At 58.3% G+C, this 25,560-nt stretch carries 24 protein-coding genes and 2 tRNA genes; 7 read left to right on the top strand and 19 right to left on the bottom strand.

From position 1 onward, the window contains the following. Position 1: 1 nt before the first annotated feature. The 3 genes from K4O48_RS12605 to K4O48_RS12595 all read right to left on the bottom strand — a co-directional run bounded on the left by K4O48_RS12605 (position 2) and on the right by K4O48_RS12595 (position 2,462). Positions 2 to 1,072 (bottom strand): acyltransferase family protein, encoded by a 1,071-nt coding sequence (locus K4O48_RS12605; protein WP_222908670.1) that lies wholly within the window; start codon positions 1,070 to 1,072, stop codon positions 2 to 4. A gap of 44 nt (positions 1,073 to 1,116) precedes the next feature. After that, positions 1,117 to 2,115 (bottom strand): glycosyltransferase, encoded by a 999-nt coding sequence (locus K4O48_RS12600; protein ID WP_222908668.1) that lies wholly within the window; start codon positions 2,113 to 2,115, stop codon positions 1,117 to 1,119. Positions 2,116 to 2,237: 122 nt separating this feature from the next. Then, a complete protein-coding gene (locus tag K4O48_RS12595) occupies positions 2,238 to 2,462 on the bottom strand; it encodes a hypothetical protein (protein ID WP_222908666.1) in 225 nt (74 codons plus the stop codon). A gap of 39 nt (positions 2,463 to 2,501) precedes the next feature. On the opposite strand from K4O48_RS12595, the gene K4O48_RS20510 reads away from it, so the two are divergent. Then, entirely contained in the window at positions 2,502 to 2,624 is a 123-nt protein-coding gene (locus K4O48_RS20510) for a hypothetical protein (protein WP_260523625.1), read from the top strand. Positions 2,625 to 2,843: 219 nt separating this feature from the next. On the opposite strand, the gene K4O48_RS12590 is transcribed toward K4O48_RS20510, so the two are convergent. The 14 genes from K4O48_RS12590 to K4O48_RS12525 form a co-directional block, all read right to left on the bottom strand. After that, positions 2,844 to 4,061, bottom strand: coding sequence for a glycosyltransferase family 4 protein (locus K4O48_RS12590; RefSeq protein WP_222908665.1), 1,218 nt, complete (start codon positions 4,059 to 4,061; stop codon positions 2,844 to 2,846). Positions 4,062 to 4,197: 136 nt separating this feature from the next. Continuing rightward, positions 4,198 to 5,316, bottom strand: a complete 1,119-nt coding sequence (locus K4O48_RS12585) for a glycosyltransferase family 4 protein (RefSeq protein WP_222908663.1) — start codon at positions 5,314 to 5,316, stop codon at positions 4,198 to 4,200. A gap of 45 nt (positions 5,317 to 5,361) precedes the next feature. Continuing rightward, positions 5,362 to 6,687 (bottom strand): hypothetical protein, encoded by a 1,326-nt coding sequence (locus K4O48_RS12580; RefSeq protein ID WP_222908661.1) that lies wholly within the window; start codon positions 6,685 to 6,687, stop codon positions 5,362 to 5,364. A 143-nt stretch (positions 6,688 to 6,830) separates the two neighbouring features. Then, a complete protein-coding gene (locus K4O48_RS12575; protein WP_222908658.1) occupies positions 6,831 to 8,108 on the bottom strand; it encodes a hypothetical protein in 1,278 nt (425 codons plus the stop codon). Further along, the gene (locus K4O48_RS12570; protein WP_222908654.1) at positions 8,053 to 9,312 is read right to left on the bottom strand and encodes a glycosyltransferase family 4 protein; all 1,260 of its coding nucleotides are present in this window, start codon (positions 9,310 to 9,312) and stop codon (positions 8,053 to 8,055) included. The genes K4O48_RS12575 and K4O48_RS12570 overlap by 56 nt, the downstream gene beginning before the upstream one ends. A 17-nt stretch (positions 9,313 to 9,329) precedes the next feature. Next, positions 9,330 to 9,857, bottom strand: a complete 528-nt coding sequence (gene rfaH / locus K4O48_RS12565) for a transcription/translation regulatory transformer protein RfaH (protein WP_222908653.1) — start codon at positions 9,855 to 9,857, stop codon at positions 9,330 to 9,332. Beyond that, positions 9,854 to 10,651: a WbqC family protein gene (locus tag K4O48_RS12560; RefSeq protein ID WP_222908652.1), complete on the bottom strand. Its 798-nt coding sequence runs from the start codon at positions 10,649 to 10,651 to the stop codon at positions 9,854 to 9,856. The genes rfaH and K4O48_RS12560 overlap by 4 nt, the downstream gene beginning before the upstream one ends. A gap of 19 nt (positions 10,652 to 10,670) precedes the next feature. Beyond that, positions 10,671 to 12,881, bottom strand: coding sequence for a polysaccharide biosynthesis tyrosine autokinase (locus K4O48_RS12555; RefSeq protein WP_222908651.1), 2,211 nt, complete (start codon positions 12,879 to 12,881; stop codon positions 10,671 to 10,673). A gap of 45 nt (positions 12,882 to 12,926) precedes the next feature. After that, on the bottom strand, positions 12,927 to 13,856 hold the full coding sequence (locus K4O48_RS12550; protein ID WP_222908650.1) for a glycosyltransferase family 2 protein: 930 nt from the start codon (positions 13,854 to 13,856) through the stop codon (positions 12,927 to 12,929). Continuing rightward, positions 13,857 to 15,383, bottom strand: a complete 1,527-nt coding sequence (locus K4O48_RS12545; protein WP_222908648.1) for a lipopolysaccharide biosynthesis protein — start codon at positions 15,381 to 15,383, stop codon at positions 13,857 to 13,859. 23 nt (positions 15,384 to 15,406) lie between these two features. Then, positions 15,407 to 16,588 carry a DegT/DnrJ/EryC1/StrS family aminotransferase gene (locus K4O48_RS12540; protein ID WP_222908647.1) on the bottom strand — a complete coding sequence of 394 codons (1,182 nt, stop codon included), beginning with the start codon at positions 16,586 to 16,588 and terminating at the stop codon, positions 15,407 to 15,409. A gap of 59 nt (positions 16,589 to 16,647) precedes the next feature. Further along, positions 16,648 to 17,421: a hypothetical protein gene (locus K4O48_RS12535; protein WP_392568372.1), complete on the bottom strand. Its 774-nt coding sequence runs from the start codon at positions 17,419 to 17,421 to the stop codon at positions 16,648 to 16,650. A 766-nt stretch (positions 17,422 to 18,187) separates the two neighbouring features. After that, a tRNA-Met gene (locus tag K4O48_RS12530) sits at positions 18,188 to 18,264 on the bottom strand. A gap of 175 nt (positions 18,265 to 18,439) precedes the next feature. Beyond that, positions 18,440 to 18,516 (bottom strand) — tRNA-Met (locus K4O48_RS12525). Positions 18,517 to 18,936: 420 nt separating this feature from the next. Here K4O48_RS12525 and K4O48_RS12520 point away from each other — a divergent pair. From K4O48_RS12520 to K4O48_RS12510, 3 genes are all read left to right on the top strand, one after another. Beyond that, positions 18,937 to 19,257, top strand: a complete 321-nt coding sequence (locus K4O48_RS12520; protein ID WP_222908645.1) for a hypothetical protein — start codon at positions 18,937 to 18,939, stop codon at positions 19,255 to 19,257. 27 nt (positions 19,258 to 19,284) lie between these two features. Then, entirely contained in the window at positions 19,285 to 19,590 is a 306-nt protein-coding gene (locus K4O48_RS12515) for a hypothetical protein (RefSeq protein ID WP_222912180.1), read from the top strand. 85 nt (positions 19,591 to 19,675) lie between these two features. Beyond that, positions 19,676 to 20,650 (top strand): tRNA dihydrouridine synthase, encoded by a 975-nt coding sequence (locus K4O48_RS12510; RefSeq protein ID WP_222908644.1) that lies wholly within the window; start codon positions 19,676 to 19,678, stop codon positions 20,648 to 20,650. On the opposite strand, the gene K4O48_RS12505 is transcribed toward K4O48_RS12510, so the two are convergent. Then, positions 20,647 to 21,393 carry an SDR family oxidoreductase gene (locus K4O48_RS12505; protein ID WP_222908642.1) on the bottom strand — a complete coding sequence of 249 codons (747 nt, stop codon included), beginning with the start codon at positions 21,391 to 21,393 and terminating at the stop codon, positions 20,647 to 20,649. The two genes, K4O48_RS12510 and K4O48_RS12505, sit on opposite strands and share 4 nt — an antisense overlap. A gap of 115 nt (positions 21,394 to 21,508) precedes the next feature. On the opposite strand from K4O48_RS12505, the gene K4O48_RS12500 reads away from it, so the two are divergent. Next, positions 21,509 to 21,955 carry an Hsp20 family protein gene (locus tag K4O48_RS12500; RefSeq protein WP_222908641.1) on the top strand — a complete coding sequence of 149 codons (447 nt, stop codon included), beginning with the start codon at positions 21,509 to 21,511 and terminating at the stop codon, positions 21,953 to 21,955. Positions 21,956 to 22,398: 443 nt separating this feature from the next. Here the strand turns inward: K4O48_RS12500 and K4O48_RS12495 are convergent, their stop codons facing one another. Continuing rightward, complete coding sequence (locus K4O48_RS12495) at positions 22,399 to 23,265, bottom strand: LysR family transcriptional regulator (protein ID WP_222908639.1); 867 nt, start codon at positions 23,263 to 23,265, stop codon at positions 22,399 to 22,401. 161 nt (positions 23,266 to 23,426) lie between these two features. Between K4O48_RS12495 and leuC the strand changes: the two genes are divergently transcribed. Both leuC and leuD read left to right on the top strand, forming a co-directional pair. Next, positions 23,427 to 24,854 (top strand): 3-isopropylmalate dehydratase large subunit, encoded by a 1,428-nt coding sequence (gene leuC, locus K4O48_RS12490; protein WP_222908637.1) that lies wholly within the window; start codon positions 23,427 to 23,429, stop codon positions 24,852 to 24,854. A gap of 10 nt (positions 24,855 to 24,864) precedes the next feature. After that, complete coding sequence (leuD, locus tag K4O48_RS12485; protein ID WP_222908635.1) at positions 24,865 to 25,512, top strand: 3-isopropylmalate dehydratase small subunit; 648 nt, start codon at positions 24,865 to 24,867, stop codon at positions 25,510 to 25,512. Positions 25,513 to 25,560: the final 48 nt, after the last annotated feature.

Genomic DNA, 25,560 nt, shown 5'->3' with positions numbered 1-25,560 from the left:
GTCAGGGAGTGGGGCTGAGTTCCGTGTGGCCGATGTGTTTGCGGGCGCCGGGCAGGTAGCGCTTCAGCCGCAGGGCCGGCCCCTCGATCAGATGCCAGGACAGCGCGGCGATGCCAATACTCGCTAAAAGGCTGATCGCCATGAATACCCCGAGCGGGAGCTGCGGACTGAACCAGTGCATCAGCAACTGCTGGACGGGAAAGCTGAAGATATAGATGCCGTAGGAAAAGTCCCCGTGCTTGCCGAAGCCGGACAGCCGCGGAATCGGCAGGTGTGCCAGGTAGATGGTCAGGTAGGGCAATGTCAGTACGTGGATGTAGAACCACAGCTCCGTTCTGGCACTGAGCAGCGACAGCGCGAGCATGCTCAATGCGACTTTCCAATTCCACGGCAGGTTCCTTCGATACAGGTACAGCGCCGAGCCGAAGAAGAAGAACATTCCCAGCCGGGTCGACTTGCGCAGCATGTCGCTTTCGAGCCCCAAGGCCGGCGCCAGATGAAAGTGAATCAACAACAAAGAACCGGGCACAACGAGCACGGCGATGCGCCCGAATACCTTGAGCAGCCCCATCGCCAGCAAAGCCGTGTACATCAGCACCTCATATGGCAGCGTCCACACCGAGCCGTTGACCGTATCGGGAAAGGGGTTGTCGGTGAACACGCCCGGAAGATGGAACTGCGTGACCAGTACTGTGTTGCTTAGGTAGCGCAGGGTCTGGCTGCTGAGCAGATAGTCCTTCAGCGGCAGCGCGGTCGCCAGAGGGCCTACGATCAGCACGGTGAACAGTGTCGATACGCAGAGTGCGGGAAAAATGCGCAGCGCACGCTTGGCGGCGAAGTCCAGCACGCTGCGGCTGTTCATCCACGAGGCGGCGATCAGAAATCCACTCATCACGAAGAACAGGTTCACGGCAATATCGGCCGTATCCATGGAGCCAGTGAACAGCCTTACCGGCTCTACATCCCCGGCTCCGGACAGCCAATAGCAGTGGCCGAAAACGACCGCCGAGGCCGCAAAGAATCTTAGAAAGTCGAAATTGTTCGCGTCACGCTGAACCGATGCGACATCCATGATCTTTGTCCTCGATAAGCCGTTGGGCGAGCCGCCGCTAGCGGTCAACGCAATGGAAAGGTCTTGCTCATGCCCAGCGCACCGCTTTCGCCGTCGCGGATAGCCTGCTCGATAAGCGTCAGGCGAGCGCGGGAATTGCTCAGGCGTGCGACCACTCGCAGCAACGTCAGGAACAGGGTGCGATTGAGGCGAAGCAGGGCGGGCGAAGCGGCCCAGACGTTTTTGTCGAACCAAGCCTGGTTGCGCGCCGCGTAGTAGGCGCGGAAATCAGAATCGCCGAGAAGAAAGGTCTCGTAGATATTCCGCGTGCGTGCCTTAGTGTTCCAGGATTGCTCGAGCTCCTCGATCACTGCTTCGGTAAAAAGAAACAGCCGGCCTCCGTTTGCCGTAATGCGGCGTGTGTACTCGGTGTCGTCCACGTAAAGCACCAGCTCTTTCAGCGGCAAGCCGATACGTTGGTATAGGCTGCGGTGCGCCAGCATGCCCCCGTAGGGCGCAAAGGGCAGGCTGATGCTGGGGGGTCGCTTGCCGGAACGCTTGAACCACGGCACTCGGCGCCAAAGCTTGTAGGGCAGATGCGCAACATGGAACCCAAAGTAGCTTGAGCGCGGCTGTAGTATGTAGCGAAGCGGTGTGCCATTGGCTATGTCGGCCTGCTGCGTCGCGCGGTAACCCAGTACCGCGACGCGATCCAGGCCGAGCAGGTCGGCAAGGCGCGCCAGTTCGCGGTGCAGGATCGACACGGCTGCAGCCGTCGGGGCGTTGTCATCATCCATCATCCAGATGTAATCAGCGCCCCCCGCCAGTGCTGCCTCGATCGCCACGGCATAGCCGTTCGCGGAGCCGGTATTCTCCGGCAGCTCGATCAGGCTGACCTGACCCGGCCAGCGGTCCAGCAGCTGACGCAGAGGTGCGAGCGAGGCATTGCTGACCACCACCACGTCGCTTATCTCGTCAAAGGCCATCGCGCGCGCGACCAGCTGCTGCAGATAGGCCAGCCGGTCACCATAGGTGACCGTCACCACAGTTGTTTTCAAGGGCATGAGGTATCTCGGCATGTCAGGAGGGAGACGGCTGCGAAGAGGTGAGGTGGCACACCTTCATACTGCGCGTGCGCCGCGGCGGCAGAAACAACACCACACGGGCGTAACGGGACTGTTATCTGTTAAACGTCGCTGACAGGCTCCGCGATCTGGGACATAGGCTGTACCGTTCGAGGGGCGTCGGAGGCGCTCTCGTTATCACGATCTTCGGTAAAAAACGCATGGAATACGCTGACCAGCCGATTTCCACTCGGCACTCCTGGTATCTCTGGCGCATTGAAGATTTCAGTGTAGGAATAGCCGTCGGCGTACGTCAGCGTTTGCCTGTTTTGGTCTGCACGTTTCATAGCGCCTCCAAAGGATCAAAGGGTTAAAACGAGTAGCGGATGCCGTCGCTCGAGCGCATGTACTGGCTACCGGATAGCGGCCTTGCCAGCCTCACCGGTGGCATGATCGTCACGGACGCATTGGCGGCGTCGCAGGGTTGTGACGTCTGTCGAAAGCCGTGACCAAAGGTGATCACTTGGGGCCCGTGTGAGTGGCCGCAGCTAGGCGTTTCCGGCGCGGGATGCTCGTGCCGGTACAACTCGCTATCGGCCTGATCAAACATATGGGCGGCAGTTGTCGTCCCGCTGACCAGTAAGGCGAGGCTTAATGCGCAGGTGGTCTGGATTCGTTGAGTTGCAGTTGCTGTGTTCATCCGTGATCTCGCAATGAGTGAGGCCTGGTTAGGCGTGCTTCATTGGAACCGCCGCTGGGTAGACCGGGGTGATACTTGCCGGCGTTACGATGGGGCGATGCAATGGCGCGTCCTGCCCTTGATGCAAGGAAGTCTCGCGAACCCTAGTATCGACGAAGGTCTTAATCTCCTGCCTGAATCGTTCGGTTGAAAAGCGCTCGGCGCTTGTGCGACATGTCTCAGGCTTAATGTGATGCGCTTCTGATTCGAAGTGTGCGACCGCGGCCATCAGCGACTCCGGCGTCTGCTCACGATAGAAAATGCCGGTGGGCTCGGGGTGGTCAATGCCTCGTACCGTTTCAAGCACGCCACCCCTGCCATAGGCAATCACGGGGGTGCCGCACGCTTGAGCCTCGATGGGGGCAATACCGAAGTCTTCCTCTGCGGCAAACACGAACGCTCGGGCGCGTTGCATGTGGTGTAGCAGCACCGCAAAGCTCTGGTAGCCCATTAACGTTACGTTCGGTGTTGCGAGCTCCTTGGCCTTGTCCATTTCCGGCCCGCTGCCAATCACGATCAGTTTCTTGTCAGGCATCCGTGAAAACGCCTCGACGATCATCGGAATGCGCTTGTAGGGCACCATTCGCGAGGCGGTCAGGTAGTAATCCTCTTTGGCGGCATGAAGCGTGAATTGGCGAGTGTCGACCGGTGGGTAGATCACGGTCGATTCGCGCCGATAGCTCTTGTTGATGCGTCGTCCGATAAAGTGCGAGTTGGCGACAAATTCATCCACACCGCTGGCGGTGCGCTGATCCCACATCCGCATGTAGTGCAGCAGCATGCGCGCCAGTTTCGCCTTGAGCCCGTGGTCCAGACTGGCTTCGTGCAAGTACTGATGCTGCAGATCCCATGCGTAGCGGATCGGTGAATGCACGTAACTGATGTGGAGCTGGTTCGGCCCGGTCAGCACGCCCTTTGCAACGGCGTGACTGCTGGAAATCACCAGGTCATAGGCCGACATGTCCAGCTGCTCGATGGCGAGAGGCATCAACGGCAAATATTTCTGATAGTGCGTCTTCGCTTTGGGCAGTTGCTGGATGAAGGTCGTCGTGGCGCGCTTGCCGCCAAGATGGGTGCGGTCTTCGTCAGAGAGGAAGTCGATCACCGCGTAGAGGTCTGCTTCCGGCCAGGTCTCAAGCAAACCGGCGAGCACCCGTTCGGCACCGGCGTAGGTCACTAGCCAGTCATGCACAATGGCAATTTTCATACATTAGCCTTTCGTGAAAATGAGGTGACAGCGGAACAATCGCCAGCGTCGGCGATTGGCGTTTTCAGGCGCCGCAGCGGTTGAGCGGGTATTGCCCGTACGCGCTGGACGAACGGCTTTTTTGAAGGATGTTCAGTTAGTGTTTTGGCTGGCCGGCCGGGAATTGCTGGATGCCGGTGTTTTCGTTGTCGCATGCGCCAGTGAACGCCTGGTCGATCAGGCGTGATACCAGCTGCGCCGATGTTTTCCAGCTATACCGCGCCACGTTCACCTTGCCGCGACGCCTCAGGTCCTGACGTAAGGCGTCGTCGAGCAGCACCTGCTGCATGCAGTGGGTGATGTCACTGACCTTTAGCGGATCGAAGTACAGCGCACTGTCGCCAAGCACTTCGGGTATGGATGCCGCACGCGCGGCGATGACCGGACAGCCGCAGGCTTGCGCCTCGAGCGGCGGAATGCCGAAGCCTTCGTAGACGGACGGGAACACGAAGGCCGTTGCGCCCTGGTAGGCCTCGACCAGCTCAACATCGCTGAGTCTGCCCAGCATGCGGATGCGTCGGCTGCCGGTGACATCGTGGAGGCTGCCGGAAAAGATTCGGTTCGAGTCGCCAATGATACGAAGCTCGACGTCGTCGAGTCCTTCAAGCCTCAGGAAGGCGGCCACCATCCGGGCGAAATTCTTATGGGCGCTGGGTGATGAAACCGCTAGCAGATACGGTGTCGTTTCACGGGGACATTGCTCCGCGCAAAACGGCTGGAACCGTCTGTCCACAGCGTTGGGCACAACCCAAATATGGCGAGCCGGATAGCCATAAAAATGGGCTATTTCGTTTCGGGAAAATCCGCTCACGGTAATCAGCGCCTTGATTCGTTTGAGGAGTAGCGGCGTCAGGTTGCGATAAACAGTCCGGAACGTTCGCGAGTAGCTTTCGGGATGCCTGACGTAGGCGATGTCATGGTGTGTCGCGATCTGATTGCGATAGGTCAGTGGGGCGGTATTGCCCAGGGAGACCAGCGGCGGACTGCCGTTTCTGGCGAGCCAGAGTGGCAAATCCACCTGCTCCCACAGGTGCCCTCGGTGTCGGCCGATGCGCTGCACGCCTAGCTGCTGGGCGCTATCGTGCAGCTGGACATCGTGAGGCGCGACGAAAACCAGATCGTCGCGAACATCTTTGAGCTGAAGGCTGATTTGCTCTGCGAAGCGCTGTACGCCTCGTATGTCCTGCGTCAGAAAGCGAGCATTGATCACAATCATTTGAAAGTCCCCTTTCCAAAAAATCGATAGGAAGCGTGGTTGTTCTTAATGGCGGTTCAATCCGGGCACCGGTGTCTTGCCCAGGCTGATGATTTTTGGAAAGCCGTTGAGCTCAATGGCGGCAGTGCAGTTGCTTGCCTCGGGTGTGCACCGCCACACCGCGCTGCTGGCGGTTCGGCCGTTATCTGGAGAGGCCGTATCGATCAACTCCAACGTATCGGTTGCCGGGCCTGCGGATTCGATGTTGACCGAGCGGGGCTGATCAGTGCTCCAGGCAACCAGGAGCTGTTCGTGCGCGTTGCCGAAACGCATCAGAATCGTGTCTGCCTTTGATCCCTCGGCATGCCCCAGGAATTGATAGTCCTGAATGATCGGGCTGACTGCTTTGAGCACCCGAAACGCGGGCTTCAGGGTGTAATCCTGACGGAGCAGGCCGAAGTTGTGCTCACGCTCGCGTTTGTCGGTTCCGTCATTGCGCAGGTCGTACCACCAGTATCCCTTCACGTTGGGTAACGTTCGGACGAGAAAGAAACTCCGTGCCAGGTAGGCCGCCTGGAGGTTTTCATCGACGCCGCAAGAGCCCTGATAGGCCGGCCAGCTCATTTCCGTCAGATACAGGGGCACCGGTTCGCCGGCGACAGCAGACAAGTCGAGCGCGACCTCCGTGAGCCATTCGATCCAGGCCTCCGGTGTGTTCCTTCCCCGGCCGCGGCAATGGACGTAGGGGTGCAGTGAAAGGCCGTCGACCGATTGCATCACGCCCGCTTCGATCAGACGCCGGGCGAAGCCGGATTCGATCCCTTTGGTAGTGACCGCGCCGGCCAGTACTTTGGCATCCGGATCATGCTGGCGGATGATGCCTGCCGCATCGATGATCACCCGAGCGTAATCCGCGGTGAACTGCGGGTCGGTTGGGTCTTCGACATCCCACTCGTTCCAGACTTCGTAGTGCTTGATACGGCCTCGGAACTGCTGCGCGACGAACGCTACATAGCGATTGAACGCAGCGCGCACCGGTTCGCTACGTGGCTTTTCCCCATCGCCGTGAAAGCTATTGCCGTAGCCGAGGATGAACAGGCTTTCGAGTCCCCGCGCTTCGGTTGCACCGAGGTAGCGGTTCCAGTGCGGCTCCACCTTGAGCTGATCGCGTCTGCGTTCAAGAAAGGCCCAATGTGCATCGGTCCGGATCGATGCGATGCGCGCGTCCCTCATAAGCTGGTTGCCCTGGCTGCGACTGTCGCGAAAATGGAGCTCATGCGAGCAGACCCCGACGATAAAAGGGTTGTCCTGTTGTTGAGCCGGTGCGTGCAGCGCGAGGCTAGACATGATGGCGATGATCGCAAAGCGACGAAAATAGAGGCGGTTGCTCATTGCAGCGCGTCCCTTTGGTGTGGGCGACTGTGGTTGCCGTCTGTAAGGAGTGAGCAGGCGATTAAAGAAACGTAGGCCCAGGCAAGACAGGGTGATAAAAACAAGGCAGCACGATTGCGATGCAGGTGGTTTTCAACGACCTGTCAGCGGCGTGTCGGTACCGTTCTATCTAGGTGCGTCGCGTCTCGTGGCGTCACGACGTGAGCGATGGCCATGCCGAGAAACAGCGTGGCGGTAGTGACTTCCAGTACATCGGTGGCCCAGCCGATTAGACAGGTACAGAAGACGATGCCCAGCAGGGCATCACGGATGCGTGACCCCGGATCATGCAGGCGAAGCAGCAACGGAAACAGCATGAAGTACAGCAGCACGCCGAACACGCCGAGCATTCCCCAGAGGTACAGTGCGGTGTTGTCGGCGATGCTCAACAACTCCAACCAGGCCAGCGGAAATGCCGCCGCGCTGCTGCCTACCGCACCAAACCCCGCACCCCACCAACCCCAGCCTTCATTCGTGATGACCTCGATGAAGTTTGGCCAGCTATTGATCAGTCGATCATTGAAGGAGGCGAACAGGCCGCCGCTGTACGCCTCACTCTGCGGAATGTTTATCAACAGGCTGGCAATCGGCAACGCCATCCCGGCCAACACCGCGATGAGGAATGCGCCGGCGCTCGGCAGGCGATAGCCGGCGAGAAAGAGCATCATCAGCGTCAGCAGATAGGCGGCTGCGGTGGACTTGTTGGTGGTCAGAAATATCGCGCCGAAGGCCAGCGGGTAAAGCATCATCCGCTGCAGTCTGGAGCGCAGGAATGCCGCCAGAAACAGGCTGTACAGCGCAATCATCACCGCCAGATTGGTCGACATTCGGGCGAATCCGGCGAGGCGATCCGTACTGCCAAAGGCCCAGGACTTGTTCGCGGTCAGCTCGACGTCACCCATCATGTAGCTATAGCCCTTCCATGGCACGCTGGTGAACATGTCCAGCGCGATACCAATGATCGAGGCGATGAGACACAACCCGACGACCCAACCCAGAAGGCGGGTCCTCTGCTCCAGATAGCTGCCACAGAACAGTCCGAACAACAGCGGGATGTAGATAAACAGGCTAAAGCCAACATTTCCCGGCGTCGCGCCATGAAGCAGCGCCAGCGCGCTCGAGGCAACCAGGCCAAACAGCACCAGCCATACCCCGGCGTGGCTACGGGCGCGAGGCACTTCCAGCGCCACTGCCGCCAGGCACAACACTTTGGGCACGTAGAGCAGGGCGGAAATACCCGCCGTGTCCAGGTAATAGCGAAGCGCACCGGCAAATGTTTCGCTGACCAGCAGCGAGGCCGCGATCAATGCCAATACGGTGGGTTTATCAATCGTCAGCCGGCTCGACCTGGGGTGTGCAAAGGTCAGCGAACTCGGGTTCATCGTAGGCTCTCCGGCCGTGAAGCGTGGAATGCATGATCGACTGGTAGTGATCGAGCATTCGGTCCGTATTCAAGAACGCGGCGACACTCGCGCGCGCCTGCCCGGAGAGGCGCTGATGCAGGCTGCTGTCCAGATACAACTTCAGCATTGCTCTGCCCAGCGAGTCCGGATCGGCCGGCGTGCACAATAGTCCGTTCAGATTGTCCTGAATGATCTCCGGTAGCCCGCCCATGTTCGTTGCAATGACGGGAAGGTGCTGCGCGCACGCCTCGACTGCGACCAACCCAAAGGGCTCGGCCCAGATGGATGGAACGACGAGCACGTCGATATTGCACATGAAGCGTTCCGAGGGCTGATAGCCGACGACCCTGACCTTTGCTGGATCGGCCATGTCCTTGATGGTTGCTTCGTAATCCAGCTTGCCGCGACCGGCGATCTCCAGCGTGGCGTTGATCGAAAGGCGCTGAAACTGGTCAATCAACCAGCTCACGCCTTTGTTTTCTGAAAGCGTGCCGATATAGCCGAAGCGCAACAGGCCGCTGTGCTGTGGCCGTGGGGTGGTCGGCGGGCTGGCGGTGGCTCCGATGCTGTTGTGCACGACATGCCGGCTTGCCCGGGCGAAGTAGCCACGGGTGGTTATCCGATCCAGGACGAAGCGACTGACACCGATAACAGCGGCTACCTGAGCAGAGGCCTCAGCATGGTGTTGGCGAAAAACCGAGCACGTACCGCATTGACGTTCACAGCTTCGACCGTTTTTGAACATGGTGTCTTTGGGGCAGAGCAAATATAGATCGTGTAGCACCTGAACGATCGGCAGTCCCGCCGCGCTGATCTCGTCCCACGCCGATATGGACCAGCCGGTGAGGTTGTTGCAAAGCACCACGTCGGGTTGTTCGTGCGCTATGACATCCCGTACATAGCGCCGCATGCCGCGGTTGTACCGGTCCCGATAATGCCAGCCGAGCCGTAGGAATCGGTTTGGCCGCACCTGAGTGAAATGCCAGTAGAAGTTGTCCAGCCCGGCACGATAGACCCGCACCCCATCGAGCACCTCCAGGTTCAGCCCAGCGTCCGGGCCGGTCGCCAGGACGGTGATCTTACAACCGCGACGTTGAAGGCCCTCGGCCAACTCACGCACGACCGTTTCAGCACCGCCCCCGATGTGGGGCGCATACAAACTGTGCAGGATAAGAACCTTCATAGCCCGACTCCTGTCGATCAATCCGTTGGGCAAACCTGCGATAGCTCAGGGTGCGCGGCGCTACCGCTGAGGTAGCGTGTTGCCACGCGAACCTTCTGCTCCCGCTGCAACAGATTGAGCAAGATCACGGACCGCTCATCGCCATCGGGGCTGATAAAGATTGCCTCGAGTTCATTGAAGCTTCCGCCACGCACCTGCACGCGCTCGCCAGGTTCGAAATGCGGTCTCGTCGCCGGCGCCGCCAGACGCTGTCGCAGTTCCTCTATGAGCTCGTCCTTTACCGGCGTTGGCTCACTGCCGAACGACACTACCCGAGCGACACCGCGGGTCGAGCGGATGGGGTACCAATTGTCCAGCTGTCGATCCAGACGGATGAACAAGTACCCGGGAAATAGCGCTTCGGCTGCATCGTCACACGCGCCATCACCTGTTTTTTTTGGCCAATAGCATTCGAACTGCTGGCGACGAAGGTTCTCGTCGGCGCGGCTCTCCTGGCGGGGTTTTGTCTGGATCAGATACCAACGGGCCTTGCTGAGCGCGGTCATGTGAAAGCCTTCTTAAGAGATGCCACCGATGCACGGTTGTCTGCGATGCCTATTCGTTCTGCAGGGCTATCTACTTGCTCAACCCCTTCGACCAGCGTGAAGCGCTTGAGCAGGGCGCGAATATCGTTTCGGCTGTTGAACATCAGCACGTCAATGATCGAAAGCGAGGGCGAGAATGGCTGTTTGAACTGGGGATAGCTGAAGTCGTCCATGCGCAAGAAGCGCAGTTCTAATCCGTGGGATCTGAACAACGCAGGACAGTAGAGCGGTATCCCGCCGATCGGGTTGATGTACAACTCGGCCTGCAACTTCTGAGCGATGGTGATCACCCGCTCTTGTTTGTCCATGCGTGCCGGCAAGCCCAGCTCTGAGCCCACCCGGATGGGCGTGGTGATCTGCAAGTAGTCACAGATACGCCGGATCGAATGTTCGGTAAAGCGCGCCAGGTTGCGTTCTGGGTGCGCCAGAATCTGACGAATCAGTTCAATCGTCTCGGTCTTGTAAGGTGCGCGTGCGTAACCGAGTTCTAGCGTTCTCAGTAATCTCTGGGATTCAAACGCAAACTCATCGCATAGCCAACGTTGGTTTATCGGCGCGAACTGATTGGCCTTGCGCAACGGAAAGGTGATCAGTTTTGCCTGTCCGTTCGCCAGAATGCGGTTGCGGTTGATCCACGAGCCCTTGGCGAACTGAAGATCGTCGCCCAGTACGAAGACATCGCTGCGTGCGATCAACTGGAAATAGCCGAGGTATGGAAACAGGTAGGGTTGCATCATCGATAGGGTTCTGAGCACGGCGCTTCCCTCGCAGATGTCAGGCTTTTTGAGAATAGCTGTAGTAGCCGTAGGTGCCGGTGTCGTATGCATTGCTTGACGCCTTGCGCTTGACGCCATTGAGAATGGCGCCTTTAAGCAGCACGCCGTTCTGCGCCAAGCGCCGCTTTGACGCCTCAATTTGATTCCCGGTGCTCAATCCGTAGCGGGCAACCAAAAGGCAGGTACCGGCCAATTGCGCGACCAGTACAGCATCTGTCACCGCGAGTACTGGCGGTGTATCGATGATGACGAAGTCGTAGTCTCGCTCGGCCTCTTTCAGGAGCCTGGCGAAATTCTCGTGCATCAGCAGCTCGGACGGGTTGGGTGCGGAACGGCCGCTGGCGACGAAGTGAAGGTTGACCTGATCGGTCTTATTGATGATGGCAGGCAGACGCAACCCGCCAGCCAAGGCCTCGGACAAGCCGTTGCGGGGTGCCATGCCAAACACGCCGGCGAGATAACCTCGACGCATGTCGGCGTCGATCAACAGCACCCGCTGGCCAGCCTGCGCAATGACCGATGCCAGGTTGCCGGAGACGAATGACTTGCCGACAGAAGGCGTCGGGCTGGTGATTGCGAGGACGTGATTGCGCGCCTCTAACATGGCGAACTTGAGGCTTGTACGCAGGCTGCGAAGTGACTCGATGGCCAGATCCGCCGGATCAGCACTGCCCAGCAGTTTGCTCCTGCCATCACGGATTTTTCTCAGCCGGTACAGGTGCTCCTGTTTTGCTGAAAAGGGCAGGGCGGCATACACCGGGATGCCCAAATGCTCAATCGTCTCCGGGCTTTCGATGCCCCGATAGAACACTTGACGAAGCAGGATCACCATGGCTGAGACCAGCAGCCCGACGAAGATCGCCACCAGCACCACCAGTGGTTTGATCGGCTTGGCCGGCTTCTCTACCACGGCGTAGGCGCTGTCAATGATGCGCACGTTACCTATGGTGCCGGCACGCAGGATGTCCTGCTCCTGCGCCTTGTCCAACAGCAACGTATAGGTGCGGGTCGTGACCTGCATGTCGCGTGTCAGACGCAGCAGTTCCTGCTGTGTCATCGGCAAGGTGTTGATCTTCGACATCAGCGCGTCTTTCTGCTTCTGCAGCTGGCTGATCTTCGTCATCAGCGTCTGATAAGTCGGGTGTTCGGGCGTGTAGAGTTGGTTGTATTCGGTGCGCTTGAGGTTGTGCTCGGAGATCTGCGATTCCAATGCAACGATCTGATCCAGTACACCTTTGGTCTCGATGCTGATGTCCACCGATTGCGCGCTGGTCTGGTAGTTGTTCAACGCGGCTTCGGCCTTTTCCAATTCCTTGCGGACGAGGGGCACCTGCGACCGCAAGAAATCCAGGCGTTGCGCTGCCTCGGCGGAGCTGCGTTCGATGTTCTGGCGCACGTACAGCCGACTGATCTTGTCCAGCACCTGGTTGGCCTTTTCGGGGTCAGGGTCTTCCAGCGTGAGGTAGATGATTCCTGAGTCCTTACCGGCTTCACCCACCTTCAAGCGTTTCTGATAGTCCAGCGCGGTGGTCTGCGGGCGGCTGCGTATCACGGCAAATTCGGTACCGGGGCGGGCCTTGAGATTGGCGATCTGCAAGCGAAAGCCGTTGTGCTGTATCGCTTCGTTGGTATTGCCCGTGAGTACAAGCTGCTCATCCGCGTCATACAGGCTGAACGTGCCCGTTTTGCCGGCGCGCAGTATCAGTTTTTCTCCAAGGTAGGGCTCGGGCACGTCCAGCTGGAAGATCTCCAGCTTTTCTCCGCCCCAGGCGTAGCTGTCCATTCCCAGCAGCGGCGCAGCGAGCTCGCCGTCTTTCTCGGGATCGTGCTGGCGTGCCATGTAGCTGCCCAGCAGCGGGAAATATTTGGGCCGCGCATTGAGGTAGAGCTTCAGGTCGTTGACGGTACGGCCTAATACCGACCGCGACTTGAGCAGTTCAATTTCGGTGACCGCCTGGGAGACTGAGTTCGGACGAGGAATGGCTTCGGGTATGCCGGTGATTCCGGCCTTCTTCGGCTCGATCTGAATCATCGCCGTGGCCTGATAAACAGGGGTCGCGACGATGGCGTAAGCAACGCCGAGCAGCGCGAATAGCGCAGTGATCGTGCAGATCAGGCGTTTGTGATCAAAGGCAACGCGCAGGATGCGCGCCAGGTCGATGCGGTTGTCCGCATCGTAATCCAGCGAAGAGCGGGCCATAGCAGTCATTGCGGTTCCTTCCTTGTGTGTCGCGATAGCGACAGGCGCGCACGGTCAAACGCCCGGCGTTAGCCTGCGTATCAGGTTGACGCTGATGTTCTGGAAGATCTGGCCCAAGGCCACAAGCTTGCTGAGCGGTGAAATCGAGGCCAGCGCCTGAGCGAACACCTGGATCATGAAAAACTCATAGAGCGGCTGTTCACCGATCCGTTGGTAGTAGCGGGCGAGGCTGTAATACGCGTGCATGGTCATCTGGATGCGCTGTTTGCTGCTGCGCATGGAGAAGATTCCGCCTTCATGTACCCGGTAGGCGGCGGGCTTTATAGCTTCGATAAACTTGCCCTTGCCATGCGCACCGAGTAGCGACCACCAGCAAATATCCAGGACCTCGACACCGTGTAGCTCTGACGGCAGTTCGTGCACGAGGTTGCGGAAGCACACCGTGAGCGTCGAGATTGGCCGCGCCTGCATCAATTCTCGGGCGGTGGCGTCCTTGCGGTACTTGCCCTGCATATCCGGGCTGCGCACCACGCCCTGACTGTTGAACATGAAGGCGTCGTGATAGGTCATCACGTAGTCGGGATGACGTTCGAGGAAATCGACCTGAATCTGTAGCTTGCGCGGGTCCGTCCAGTAGTCGTCGCCTTCGCAGTATGCGATGTATTTTCCGCGTGCTTGACCGAACAGACGGGTACTGAAAGGCACGCCCAGACGGTACTGGTTTACCTGCTGATAGATCGGTTTGATCACGTTCGGGTAACGCGCAGCGTATTCGCGAATGATCACAGCGGTGCCATCCGTCGACGCATCGTCATGGACGATGATTTCGAAAGCAAAGTCCGTTCTCTGTCGCAGAAAACCGTCCAGCGTTTCCCTTAGGAAGGCCGCATGGTTATAGGTCAGGCAGACGATGCTCAACAGAGGGTCGCGTCTGTTGTTCCAGGCGGCCATCAGGTCCTGTTCGTTTTCGAGTTGGGTATCCATTCACACGCTCGACTTGGTCATCATCACGTAAAGCCGCATCACCAGCGGTCTGGTTGTTAAGGTCACCAGCGTCAGGCAGATCAAACCGCTGACAGCCAGCCCCAGAAGAATGTCGAATCGGTTGTCGCTGACGATGGCGTTAAATACCGGCTCGCCGAGTAGCAGCCCCAGGCCTGTCATGGCTGTTATGCGCAACAGGTCTTGCAGCCACGGCCGATGTAGATCGGCAGCGAAGCGCTTGTGAACCACCGACGGCCAGATCAGGAAGGTGATCATGCGCAGCCCGAACCAGGCCAGGGCCGCGCCGTACACGCCATGCTCGAGCACGGCGTAGACCACCACGGGGATGCTCAACGCTGCACTGATCAGGCTGAACCAGACATGCAGGCGCAGTTGGCCGTAGGCGTACTGCAGATAAAACTGGAAGGCTGTGACGGCCATGATCGCGCTGCCGATGACATACCAGGGCAGTACCTGCTGCGCCCATTTGGCCGCTTCCGCATCGCCAGTCCAGGCGAAAACCAGCTCAGCCGAGTGAAAGGCGATTACCCCCGACAGGGGAAACAAGAGGCTGCAGAGGAACCGGGTGGCGTTCAGGTAGAGCGCCTGCATGTCCGCCGTGCGGCCTTCGGCGACCAGCATCGTCATACGTGGCAATAGCGTCTGCACCAATGGATTGGTCAGCGTCATGATCCCGGTCGCGACCAGCGCGACCAGCGAGAAGTAGCCGTATTCCTTGAGCAGCAGGACATTGGAAAGCAGCACCTTGTCCAGCTGGGTGAGGAGAATCCACAACACCGATGTCAGCGAAATGCCGGCGGCGAAAGGCAGCACCGGTTTTACCAAGGCCAAGTTGAAACCCGTCAGCGCTTTTGGCGTGGGCATCAACACGTAGACCTTGGCGGCGAACGTCAGCGTTTCGATCAGTGCCACTGCCGCCTGGAAGAGAAAGAAATCGAGCGGGTCTTCACTGATGTTTGCGACCAGGAACAGGCCGCCGAAATAGCGCAACGTGGCGATCAGCACGTTTGCGCCGTTGAGCCATGCGTGCAGTTCCAGTCCCTGCAAGCCGCTTTTGTAGAGCGTGGCAAAGAGCTTCAGGCCGACGATCAGCCCCATCAGGCTGACGCAATCAATGATGGTTGCGGTGCTCAGGTCTTGGGCCTGTAGCCAGTGGTGAGCTATCCAGTCACTGGACAGGTGAACGCCAATGACTGTCAGCGCTGCCAAGGGAAGAAAAATGATCTCGAATGAACGAAGGAGCTGTCCGGGTTCATAGCGCTGTGCGAGTGAAGCGGTTCGTCCGCGGAAATGAGCAATCTGCCTGACCAGCGAGGGCGACAGCCCGGCATCCAGCAATTGCAGCCAGACCTGCATCACTGCAAAGAAGCCAATCAGGCCATACGCTTCAGCGCCCAGGTGCCCAAGGTAAAAGGGCAGGATCAGGATGCCGACGAGCATGGCGTACGCTTGGCCGGCGTAGCTCAGGCCGGTGTTGCGGAGCATCGATAGCGTTCGATCAGACATGAAGTCGGTCCGTCGCGAATGGTTCAGGAGATGCGCTTGCAGTCGGGACTGGGCAGGCTGAAGCGGTGTTCCATCCAATCGGTTACGTTGGCTTGCGGCCAGAAGGCTGCGGTCTGTCGCTGGCTGCGCACGGATACCTCCGCCAGTAGCGTTTCAATGACGTTGTCCTGTACGTGACGCGGCAATCCGGGATAGATCGGCAAGCACAGCACGCGGCGGCTTAAGGCCCGCGAGTGAATCTGAGGTGTTTGTGGCTGCAGATAGCCGAGCGTATCCAGCGATGGATAGAAATAGCGCCTGGGGTTGATGCCTTTGGCATTCAACGCTGCGCGACAGCGCAGCAACTGGCTCTCGCTCGCCAGGCCGATAGGAAAATAACTGTGGTTGCGTTGCGAATGTGGCTGCTGCTTCTGCAGATCGACGTGATCGCCGAGTTGATCTTCGTAGCGTCTGGCAATGTCTTCCCGCTGCTCAAGAATCAACGCCATGTCGTCGAGGATGCATAAACCCATGGCCGCGGCAAATTCGTTCAGTTTCGCATTGATGCCGATCCCTTCGATAAGGTCGGTATCCACAATGCCGAAGTTGCAGAGCAGGCGAATTCTGGCCGCCAACGCATCGTCATTGGTAACGATCGCGCCGCCCTCGATGGTGTGAAACAGTTTGGTGGCGTGGAAACTGAGCGTACTGAGATCGCCCCGGTTCAGCACCGACTCCCCCTGGTAACGCACGCCGAAAGCGGGGGCGCCGTCGTAGATCACCTTGAGACGATGGCGCTCCGCGACGCGGGCGATGCTCTCCACATCGCAGGCATTGCCAAACACATGGGTGGCAACGATTGCCTGAGTGTCTGAATCAATCATCGCTTCGATTGCCAGTGGATCCAGATTCCAGGTGGCCTTGTCGATGTCCGCGAAAATGGGACGGATGCGCTCCCACTGCAATGAGCTGGTGGTGGCGACGAAGCTGAACGGCGTTGTGATGGCGCTGCCCGACAGATCAAGCGCCCTATAGGCGATCTGCAGCGCCAGGGTGCCGTTGTTCGTGAGGATGATGTTTCTGACACCCAGATAGTCGCGCAGGCGATCTTCCAGTTCGCTTACCAACGGACCGTGATTGGTCAACCATCCAGACGCATAGATGCAGTCCACGTAACTCAGAAATTTGGTTTTGTTGCACAGATAGGATTTGGTCACGTTGATCATTTCGATGTCCTTATCGGGTGGTCACATCGAACATCAGTAGAGGGCGCGGCGCCGGAAAATCAAAGGGTAGGTTGGGTGCCCATGGCCGTTGCGCGCCGTGCTCGGCGCTGGTTCAACTTCAGAATCATGCGAGTGGCGAAGCTGCCCGCATGCGGATCGCCATAGTGGAAGATGGCCGTTGCGCGGCGCTTGGCGGGGTCGCACGGCTCATTGGCGTGCAGCGTTCGATAACCCCAGAACAGGTAAAGGTTACCAGGGACAAGTTGTAGTTTTTCTGGCCGGAGGATTCGGTATTTGATAGCTGCGCTGATGAGCCTGCGACCAAGAGCGTTCTGCAACAGGGTTTTCTCCACCACGTTGAACAGAACGTTCGAACGAATGCGGCGAAGGTTAGGGAACAGGATCAGATCGCCTCGATCGGTGCCCTCTTGAGGAATTTCGATTGGCAGCAACGCCGTGACCAGGCTGGCGTCATAGTGAAAGCAGTTGGATTCTCGATGGCCGGACGCGCCCTGCACGCAACGCAACACCTTCAATATCTCGTTGCTATAGGCGGGTTTTCCAGCGCAAGCCTGATACACCGTTTCAAGCATTGCACGGAAGTCCTGCGATGCACCCAGTGCACCTAATAGGGAAGCTTCGATCTCGGGACCTCCATGGTGGGCAAAGTAGCTGCCTGGGTGTTTTTCAGCTTCGTCGCTGACGCTCAACTGCAATGACTTCAGCTGCTCGAGGGTTAAGAAGTTCGCAACACAGGAACTTCCCTTGCTGTTCATTTCTCTAGCAATTAATTGAAGCGCAGAGGGTTCTAATATGCGGAACGACGTTTTCACGATGCACTCCGGTTGAGTAGACCGATTGAGGTCGGTATATGAGAAATAGTTTTTTTGCTAAAGATACGGCGGGGCGAAACGAAATAACGCCAGTATTAATGTCGATGTATTTTGGCAATTCGTACTGGTTTAATTATTGAGCTGAGTTTTGATCAGGCAAAGCTACCGCCACAGGCCGCGGCGCGCCACGGGCCCTTATCAATAACAGCTTACTTCTACTAAGTTTCGCTCATAGTCGCGAGCATTGGGCAAAGCTACCGCACTCGGCTAGAGATCGAGAGAAGCCTTCAAAGGCATTAATTACAGGGGCGTGCAGCATATAACTGCAGCTGGAAGATGCTCTCCCTGCGTGTCTGTGGCCGCTTTAACAATGGGATTGTCGGCGTGCGGCCTAAACGTCACTTCCTGATTTTGTGTGACGTAGTTATCATTCAGAACCTGACGGCAGTCAAGAACAGAAACACAATTATTTTCGTATTTCAGCTGGCAGCGTTTCTAAGTGCTTGATAAATCAAGGTTGGATTTTCTGATAAATACCCAGCAAAACAACTGGCTTTTTACGGAGGCCATCGAGCGAGCTAGGCCGTTCGGTCTAGTGTTGTCGCCATTCATACTTTTGAACAAAAGTACGCGACTTTTTATATCGCGAATAATCACAACGGGTGATGTTTGGACTTGCTGACGCCAAAACGCGGCCGGTTGAATGCGAGGACAAAAAAACAGAGCGCAAAAAAAAGGCCACTCCTGAGAGTGGCCTTTTTCGTATTGGTTGCGGGAGCCGGATTTGAACCGACGACCTTCGGGTTATGAGCCCGACGAGCTACCAGACTGCTCCATCCCGCGTCTGTGAGGCGGCATTCTACAGACTGATGTGCCTCTGTCAACCAGAACCTAAGAGGAAAGCTTTTTTATTCAAACGCTTAGCGGGGCGGCTCATCCAGGCCGGCAAAGATGCGCGCGGCGCAGCGAGCATTGAAACGAAAAAAGGCCACTCCTGAGAGTGGCCTTTTTCCGTATTTGGTTGCGGGAGCCGGATTTGAACCGACGACCTTCGGGTTATGAGCCCGACGAGCTACCAGACTGCTCCATCCCGCGTCTGTGGGCCGGCATTCTACAGCTTTCATTTGCCCTGTCACGACTTAATTGGGTGAAAGCCTAATTTCTTCAAGCGCTTAGCGAAACGTTCATCCCGGACGTATGCATTACAGCTGAAGTTCGACGGTCTTGCGTCACGTCGGGGCTGGGCTTGTGATGATACCGGGCGATTCGCAACATCCCCCACAGCATCGCGACGGCGGCCGCGCCCCAGCCGATGATGACCAATAGGATTACCAGTGCCGGTGTGATCATTGTTGGATTCCTTTCTAACCTGACATGCATCTGCTCTCTGTCAAATCGGACCCCCGGCTTACGCCTACGGTTCCGCTTGCCACTGGTCAGCGGCCCAGATCGGTAGCGCACGGCTGGCGCGCTGAGCTGCCTAAAGACTGTCGCAACCCAGTAAAGGAGGACGTTATGCGAACTTATCTGACGCTCACACTGGCCTCGGCGGTTGGTCTCTTTTCGTTGCCAGGTGTGGCTGCTGAGCCGCTTGATTCCGTGGTTTCCGATGAGCTTCGAGTCGCGCAGAACACGGGCGCCGCCGATCGAACCTTAGGCAATAGCTCCATGGGACTTGGCGAGGGGATTAGACGCTTACCTGAAAGCCCCGAGTCGGCTCGCGACGAAGACGAAAAGCCGCGCGCCGGTGGATACGACGAGTCGGGCCATGGCGACAACGACACTGATATGGAACACCGCCCGCGGCGCACTCTCGGTGACCGAGAGGACGATTGATCGAACCGATAGAGAGAGGACAAGAACATGCTGAATCGCATGCTGATGATAAGTGCAGGCTTAGTACTTGCCTCAGGCCTAGCCGTGGCCGACGCGGATGGCGACCTGACAAACCCGTCTACTACCAGTACCGAGGCGATGGAGCAGCCGACCTCTGAGATCGATGATGCGGGATTGGGCGAGCGGGGCGGTATGAACGACCGGCCCGGCGAAGATGGCGCCGAGCCCAGGGTCGGTACGATGGGCACCGGCGCGACCGGCACCACAGGCGGCATGGGCGCGACCACCGGAACCGACACCATCGAAGATCGCGACGACGAGACGGAACAGTAGACCGCCAGGCGGCACGAGCCGGGGCGTTTCTATACGCTTCCCGGCTCCGTACAATGCGGTCCTTTTTTTGATTGAGCCGATCCTGATGCAAATTGCCTTGGCGCCGATGGAAGGGCTGGTCGATGAGATTCTTCGCGACGTCCTGACGTCCATCGGCGGTGTTGACTGGTGCGTCACTGAGTTCATCCGGGTATCGGATCGGCTGCTGCCAGCATCCAGCTTTCGCAAACTGGCGCCTGAGCTCGATAGTGGAGCCACGACGCGCGCCGGCACTTCGTTGCGGGTGCAGTTGCTGGGCTCCGACCCGCTGTGTCTGGCTGATAATGCCGCCTTCGCCTGCACGCTTGGTGCCCCTGCGATCGACCTCAACTTTGGCTGCCCGGCCAAGACGGTTAACAAGTCGCGTGGGGGGGCGGTGCTACTCAAGGAGCCGGAGCTGCTGCATTCGATATTGCGGGAGGTCCGCAAGGCCGTGCCTGCTCATATCCCGGTTACCGCCAAGATGAGATTGGGTTTCGATAGCCCGGATGGGGCGCTCGATTGCGCGCGGGCGCTGGTTGACGGCGGTGCCGAACAGCTGGTCGTGCATGCGCGTACCAAGGTGGACGGCTACAAGCCGCCGGCTCACTGGGAGTGGGTGGCCAAGGTTCAGGATGTGGTCAGGGTCCCGGTGTACGCAAACGGCGATATCTGGACGTTGGAGGACTGGCGCCGCTGCCGTGAAGTCAGCGGTGTGGAGGACATCATGCTGGGTCGCGGATTGGTCTGTCGGCCGGACCTGGCCCGTCAGATCAGCGTGGCGAAGCGCGGCGTTGTCGTCCAGCCGATGAGTTGGGAGGAGTTGCTGCCGCTGCTCGCTGACTTCTGGTTTCAGGCGCGCCGGAAAATTTCGCCACGCTATGCACCGGGTCGCCTTAAGCAGTGGCTGTCGATGCTCACGCGCAGCTACCCGCAAGCGGTATCGCTGTTCGCGCAGGTAAGGCGAGAGAACGACTGCGAGCGGCTCGATGCGCTGCTGGGTCTCGACAGCAAGAAGCTAAATTTCAAAGCGGTGGTTTAGCGCCCGCCGCTGACATCCAACAGAGCGCCGCTGGTATAGCTGGCCTTTTCGCTGGCAAGCCAGAGAATCGCTTCGGCTACTTCTTTGGCTTCACCACCGCGTCCCATCGGCACGCTGGCTTTGACGCGTTCGACGCGCCCGGGCTCACCGCCGCTGGCATGAATCTCGGTGCGGATCACGCCGGGTCGCACGGCGTTGACTCGAATGTCTTCGGCGGCGACTTCCTTGGCGAGGCCAAGGGTCATGCTATCGATGGCACCTTTCGCGGCCGCGTAATCGATGTATTCGTTGGGTGCGCCAAGCTTTGCGGCGATCGAGGAGACATTGATGATGGCGCCGCCGTTGCCACCGTAGCGAGTCGACATGCGCTTAACTGCTTCCCGCGCGCAGAGGAAACTGCCGGTCACGTTGATCGCAAACACACGCATCAGCCGCGCCGCGTCCATCTCATCCAGGCGCATCTGCCGTTCCAACATGCCAGCGTTATTCACCAGTACGTCAAGCCTGCCGAATTCGGCATCGATCGAGGCGAACAGCTTGGCGACTTGCGCATCGTCCGATACATCGGCCGCGACTGCGATGGCCCTCGTCCCTGCGTTCTGAAGCTCTTTGACCAGCTGCTGCGCGGCGTCCTGGCGTTGGTGATAGTTCAGACACAAGGCGTAGCCTTGGGCTGCGGCGAGTCTGGCAGTGGCCGCGCCTATTCCTCTGCTGGCACCGGTAATCAACATCACTTTCGACATGAAAAAGCCCCGACGAACGGTCTTGAAATGGAATGAGCAGCTCCTATTTAGGCGGTACAGGATGCCGAATCCGGGTCCTGTAGTAACCACTCGCTGAATATCAGGAGATAGCAAAATGACTAGTTTTTCGATGGCTCCATTGTTTCGCCAATCTATTGGCTTCGATCGTTTCAATGATCTATTCGAATCGGCTCTGCGCAACGACGCTAACAGCTCATTTCCACCCTACAACGTGGAGAAACACGGCGATGATCAGTACCGCATCATCGTAGCAGCCGCAGGTTTCCAAGACTCCGATCTGGACCTGCAAGTCGAGCGCGGTGTGCTGACCATCAGTGGTGGCAAGCGCGAGAACGCCGGTGACTATGTCACCTACCTGCATCAGGGCATTGCGCAGCGCGCGTTCAAGCTGTCGTTCCGCCTCGCTGATCATATTGAGGTAAGGGGCGCAGCGCTCAATAACGGCTTGTTGGCCATTGAGCTCGAGCGAGTCGTGCCGGAAGAAGCCAAGCCTAAGCGCATCCCGATCAACGGCCAGCGCCTGACGCTGGAAGAGGCCTGATTGGCGCGATGACGGCGGCGTAAAAGCCTGCCAATCAAGAGCGAAACCCCGCCGTTGTGCGGGGTTTCGTTTTTTGGGACGAGTCTTGATGGCTGCTGCTGTGATCGCAGTTCGATGACGTCCGCCAGAGCGGGCGACCAGATAGCCTGGATAGCGATCGCTCTATGTAGTGGCAGCAGTTTAAGTTACGGCTGATGCTCGACGTTGTAGACGATCACTTCTGGATCAGGGCTTTGTGATCGTCACGATTGTCCGCACGATTTCAGCATGCGTCCGACCGAGTCGCTATCCCTTCGCTGGTAATGAGCGGTTCCGCAAGCGCAAGTGGCTTCAGATGACGCCGAAACGCGCGTGACGATCTATGGCAAAGGTTCGCTATGGCGTTCTTACTGCTCGTTGGGACGGGCCGACTTAGTTTATAGCTGACGTCAGCGTGCCAGCGGTCAGTCGGCGTCCAGCAGCGCCATAAACGCTTTTGCAGCATTCGATAGCGTGCGCTCAGTATGGGTGATGTAACCGAGTTGCCTGGACAGTTGAATGCCTGGTAATGACAGACGTACCACCTGTTCATCGAGCATCGTGCGCGGCAGGACGCTCCATGCTATGCCGATGGAAACCATCATCTTGATCGTTTCCATATAGTTGGTGCTCATCGTGATGTTGGGCGTTAGTCCCTCGCGTTCAAACAGCCGGTGAGCGATATGGTGGGTAAAGGTGTTACCGCCCGGAAACACCGCCGGGTACCCGGCAATGTCCGCCAAGGAGATTTCGCTCTTTTGCGCCAATGGATGCTCCGGTGCGACGACAAAATCGAGCGGGTCGTCCCACACGTTGACTGCGCGCACCGGTGCGGCCGTTTGGGGCGCCAAGGTTATTACCGCTAACTCGGCGCGGCCATGCAAAACCTCTTCGTAGGCGATCTCCGAATCCAGGAAACGGATATCGAGATTGACGTCCGGGTAGCGGCGCGTGAAGGTCCTTAACAGCGGTGGCAGGCGATGTAAGCCAATGTGGTGGCTGGTGGCCAGGGACAGCCGCCCGCTGACATTGCCGTTTAGATTCGTCAAGGCGCGGCGGGTGTCGTCCAGCACGTTGAGAATCTGGTACGCCCGCGGAAGGAGCGCTCGGCCAGCTTCAGTCAGACCGATCTCCCGCCCTAATCGATCGAACAGCCTCACATTGAGCTGTGTTTCCAGCGTTGCGAGCCGTTTGCTGACGGCAGGTTGAGTCAGATGAAGGCGATCGGCGGCAAGGGAAAAGCTGCCCATTTCGGCGATTGCAATGAAGGCGTTTAGGCTGGCGAGGTCCACGGCGATCTCCTAGATGAATCGATTCAAGGAACGGTCGCTGTTATTCCATCATGGAATGCATTGAATAAAAAATATGAATTTGAGTAATTCGAGCGATACCCATAGCATCAACCCCATAAGCAAAAGGGCTTTTGCCCACCGCACTGATGAGGAAATGTCCGATGGCCGGCAAAACGCTCTACGACAAGCTCTGGGAAATGCATGAGGTGAAACGTCGCGATGATGGCTCATCGTTGATTTATATAGATCGCCACATCCTGCATGAAGTGACTTCGCCACAAGCGTTCGAAGGCCTGCGTCTGGCGAGCCGTAAGCCATGGCGCATCGATGCCAATATCGCGACGCCCGACCACAACGTCCCCACCACGAAGGGCGAGCGTCAGGGCGGACTGGAAGCCATCGCCGATGAAGTCTCCCGTATCCAGGTCCAGACGCTGGATGAGAACTGCGATGACTTCGGCATTCTCGAATTCAAGATGAACGACGTGCGCCAGGGCATCGTGCATGTCATCGGCCCGGAGCAGGGCGCGACGCTGCCGGGCATGACCGTCGTCTGCGGTGACTCTCACACCTCGACTCATGGCGCCTTCGGTGCGCTGGCCCATGGCATTGGCACTTCGGAAGTCGAGCATGTGCTTGCGACACAGTGTTTGGTCGCCAAGAAAATGAAAAACATGCAGGTTCGCGTTGAGGGCACGTTGCCCTTTGGCGTGACCGCCAAGGACATTGTGTTGGCAGTGATCGGCAAGATCGGCACGGCTGGGGGTAACGGTCACGCGCTTGAGTTCGCGGGCAGCGCCATCCGTGACCTGTCCATGGAAGGGCGCATGACCATTTGCAACATGTCCATCGAGGCGGGCGCCCGTGTCGGTATGGTGGCGGTTGATGACAAGACCATTGCCTATGTCGACGGCCGTCCTTATGCACCGAAGGGCGCGGACTGGGCGCGTGCGGTCGAAGCCTGGAAGGACTTGGTTTCTGATGAGGATGCGGTCTTCGATACGGTCATCGAGCTGAAGGCGGAAGACATCAAGCCTCAGGTCAGCTGGGGTACCTCGCCCGAGATGGTGCTCGCGGTCGATGAGAGCGTGCCGGATCCGGACGCCGAATCCGACCCGGTTAAGCGGGATTCCATCACGCGGGCGCTGAAATACATGGGGCTGCGTGCCAATCAGCCGATTACCGAGATTCAGCTCGATCGCGTGTTTATTGGTTCGTGCACGAACTCACGCATCGAAGATTTGCGCGCTGCCGCTGAGGTAGCCAAGGGGCGGAAAGTCGCCTCTACGGTCAAGCAGGCGATGGTCGTGCCGGGTTCGGGGTTGGTTAAGAAACAGGCGGAGGCAGAAGGGCTGGACAAGATATTTCTCGAGGCGGGGTTCGAATGGCGCGAACCAGGGTGCTCGATGTGCCTGGCCATGAACCCAGACAAGCTGGGCAGCGGCGAGCATTGTGCATCCACGTCCAACCGCAACTTCGAAGGGCGTCAGGGCGCGGGCGGCAGAACGCACCTGGTAAGCCCGGCGATGGCGGCGGCTGCAGCCGTAACCGGTCGCTTCATCGATGTCCGCGAATTGACGCAAGCCTGAGGAGCCCGATATGAAAGCATTTACCCAGCACACCGGCCTCGTCGCGCCGCTCGATCGCGCCAATGTCGATACGGATCAAATCATTCCGAAGCAGTTTCTTAAGTCGATCAAGCGCACTGGGTTCGGCCAGAACCTCTTCGACGAGTGGCGCTACCTGGATGTCGGGCAGCCCAATCAGGACTGCTCGAATCGGCCGGTGAATCATGAGTTCGTCCTGAATTTTCCGCGCTATCAGGGCGCTAGCGTTCTACTGGCTCGTGAGAATTTCGGCTGTGGTTCGTCGCGCGAGCACGCGCCTTGGGCGCTTGAGGAGTACGGGTTCCGGACAATTATCGCGCCGAGCTTTGCGGATATCTTCTACAACAACAGTTTCAAGAATGGCCTGTTGCCGATCGTGCTGAGTGAGGACGCGGTCGATGAGCTATTCGAGCAGGCAGAGGCCGCTGAGGGATACCAGCTGACGGTTGATCTTGCGGCGCAGACTGTCACCCGCCCGGATGGCAAGCAGTACGGTTTCGAGGTCGATGCGTTCCGCAAGCACTGCCTGCTTAACGGCCTCGACGATATCGGCCTGACGCTGCAGGACGCGGACGCGATCAAAGCGTTCGAAACCCGTCACCAGCAGAGCCAGCCATGGCTCTTCGGCGCGATCAAATAGGCTGAGTATTACTAAGTCGGTGGGCTGAAGCCCACCCTACGAAACGCC

The organism is Pseudomonas sp. DNDY-54 (assembly GCF_019880365.1).
GTDB lineage: Bacteria > Pseudomonadota > Gammaproteobacteria > Pseudomonadales > Pseudomonadaceae > Stutzerimonas > Stutzerimonas stutzeri_P.
This window is presented reverse-complemented; position numbering and strand designations above follow the sequence as displayed.

Bases quoted from the DNA above. Each gene is read 5' to 3' on its own strand.
- K4O48_RS12605 (WP_222908670.1), bottom strand. From the start codon at position 1,072: ATGGATGTCGCATCGGTTCAGCGTGACGCGAACAATTTCGACTTTCTA.
- K4O48_RS12600 (WP_222908668.1), bottom strand. From the start codon at position 2,115: ATGCCCTTGAAAACAACTGTGGTGACGGTCACCTATGGTGACCGGCTG.
- K4O48_RS12595 (WP_222908666.1), bottom strand. From the start codon at position 2,462: ATGAAACGTGCAGACCAAAACAGGCAAACGCTGACGTACGCCGACGGC.
- K4O48_RS20510 (WP_260523625.1), top strand. From the start codon at position 2,502: ATGCCGTCGCTCGAGCGCATGTACTGGCTACCGGATAGCGGCCTTGCC.
- K4O48_RS12590 (WP_222908665.1), bottom strand. From the start codon at position 4,061: ATGAAAATTGCCATTGTGCATGACTGGCTAGTGACCTACGCCGGTGCC.
- K4O48_RS12585 (WP_222908663.1), bottom strand. From the start codon at position 5,316: ATGATTGTGATCAATGCTCGCTTTCTGACGCAGGACATACGAGGCGTA.
- K4O48_RS12580 (WP_222908661.1), bottom strand. From the start codon at position 6,687: ATGAGCAACCGCCTCTATTTTCGTCGCTTTGCGATCATCGCCATCATG.
- K4O48_RS12575 (WP_222908658.1), bottom strand. From the start codon at position 8,108: ATGAACCCGAGTTCGCTGACCTTTGCACACCCCAGGTCGAGCCGGCTG.
- K4O48_RS12570 (WP_222908654.1), bottom strand. From the start codon at position 9,312: ATGAAGGTTCTTATCCTGCACAGTTTGTATGCGCCCCACATCGGGGGC.
- rfaH (WP_222908653.1), bottom strand. From the start codon at position 9,857: ATGACCGCGCTCAGCAAGGCCCGTTGGTATCTGATCCAGACAAAACCC.
- K4O48_RS12555 (WP_222908651.1), bottom strand. From the start codon at position 12,881: ATGACTGCTATGGCCCGCTCTTCGCTGGATTACGATGCGGACAACCGC.
- K4O48_RS12550 (WP_222908650.1), bottom strand. From the start codon at position 13,856: ATGGATACCCAACTCGAAAACGAACAGGACCTGATGGCCGCCTGGAAC.
- K4O48_RS12545 (WP_222908648.1), bottom strand. From the start codon at position 15,383: ATGTCTGATCGAACGCTATCGATGCTCCGCAACACCGGCCTGAGCTAC.
- K4O48_RS12540 (WP_222908647.1), bottom strand. From the start codon at position 16,588: ATGATCAACGTGACCAAATCCTATCTGTGCAACAAAACCAAATTTCTG.
- K4O48_RS12520 (WP_222908645.1), top strand. From the start codon at position 18,937: ATGCGAACTTATCTGACGCTCACACTGGCCTCGGCGGTTGGTCTCTTT.
- K4O48_RS12515 (WP_222912180.1), top strand. From the start codon at position 19,285: ATGCTGAATCGCATGCTGATGATAAGTGCAGGCTTAGTACTTGCCTCA.
- K4O48_RS12510 (WP_222908644.1), top strand. From the start codon at position 19,676: ATGCAAATTGCCTTGGCGCCGATGGAAGGGCTGGTCGATGAGATTCTT.
- K4O48_RS12505 (WP_222908642.1), bottom strand. From the start codon at position 21,393: ATGTCGAAAGTGATGTTGATTACCGGTGCCAGCAGAGGAATAGGCGCG.
- K4O48_RS12500 (WP_222908641.1), top strand. From the start codon at position 21,509: ATGACTAGTTTTTCGATGGCTCCATTGTTTCGCCAATCTATTGGCTTC.
- leuC (WP_222908637.1), top strand. From the start codon at position 23,427: ATGGCCGGCAAAACGCTCTACGACAAGCTCTGGGAAATGCATGAGGTG.
- leuD (WP_222908635.1), top strand. From the start codon at position 24,865: ATGAAAGCATTTACCCAGCACACCGGCCTCGTCGCGCCGCTCGATCGC.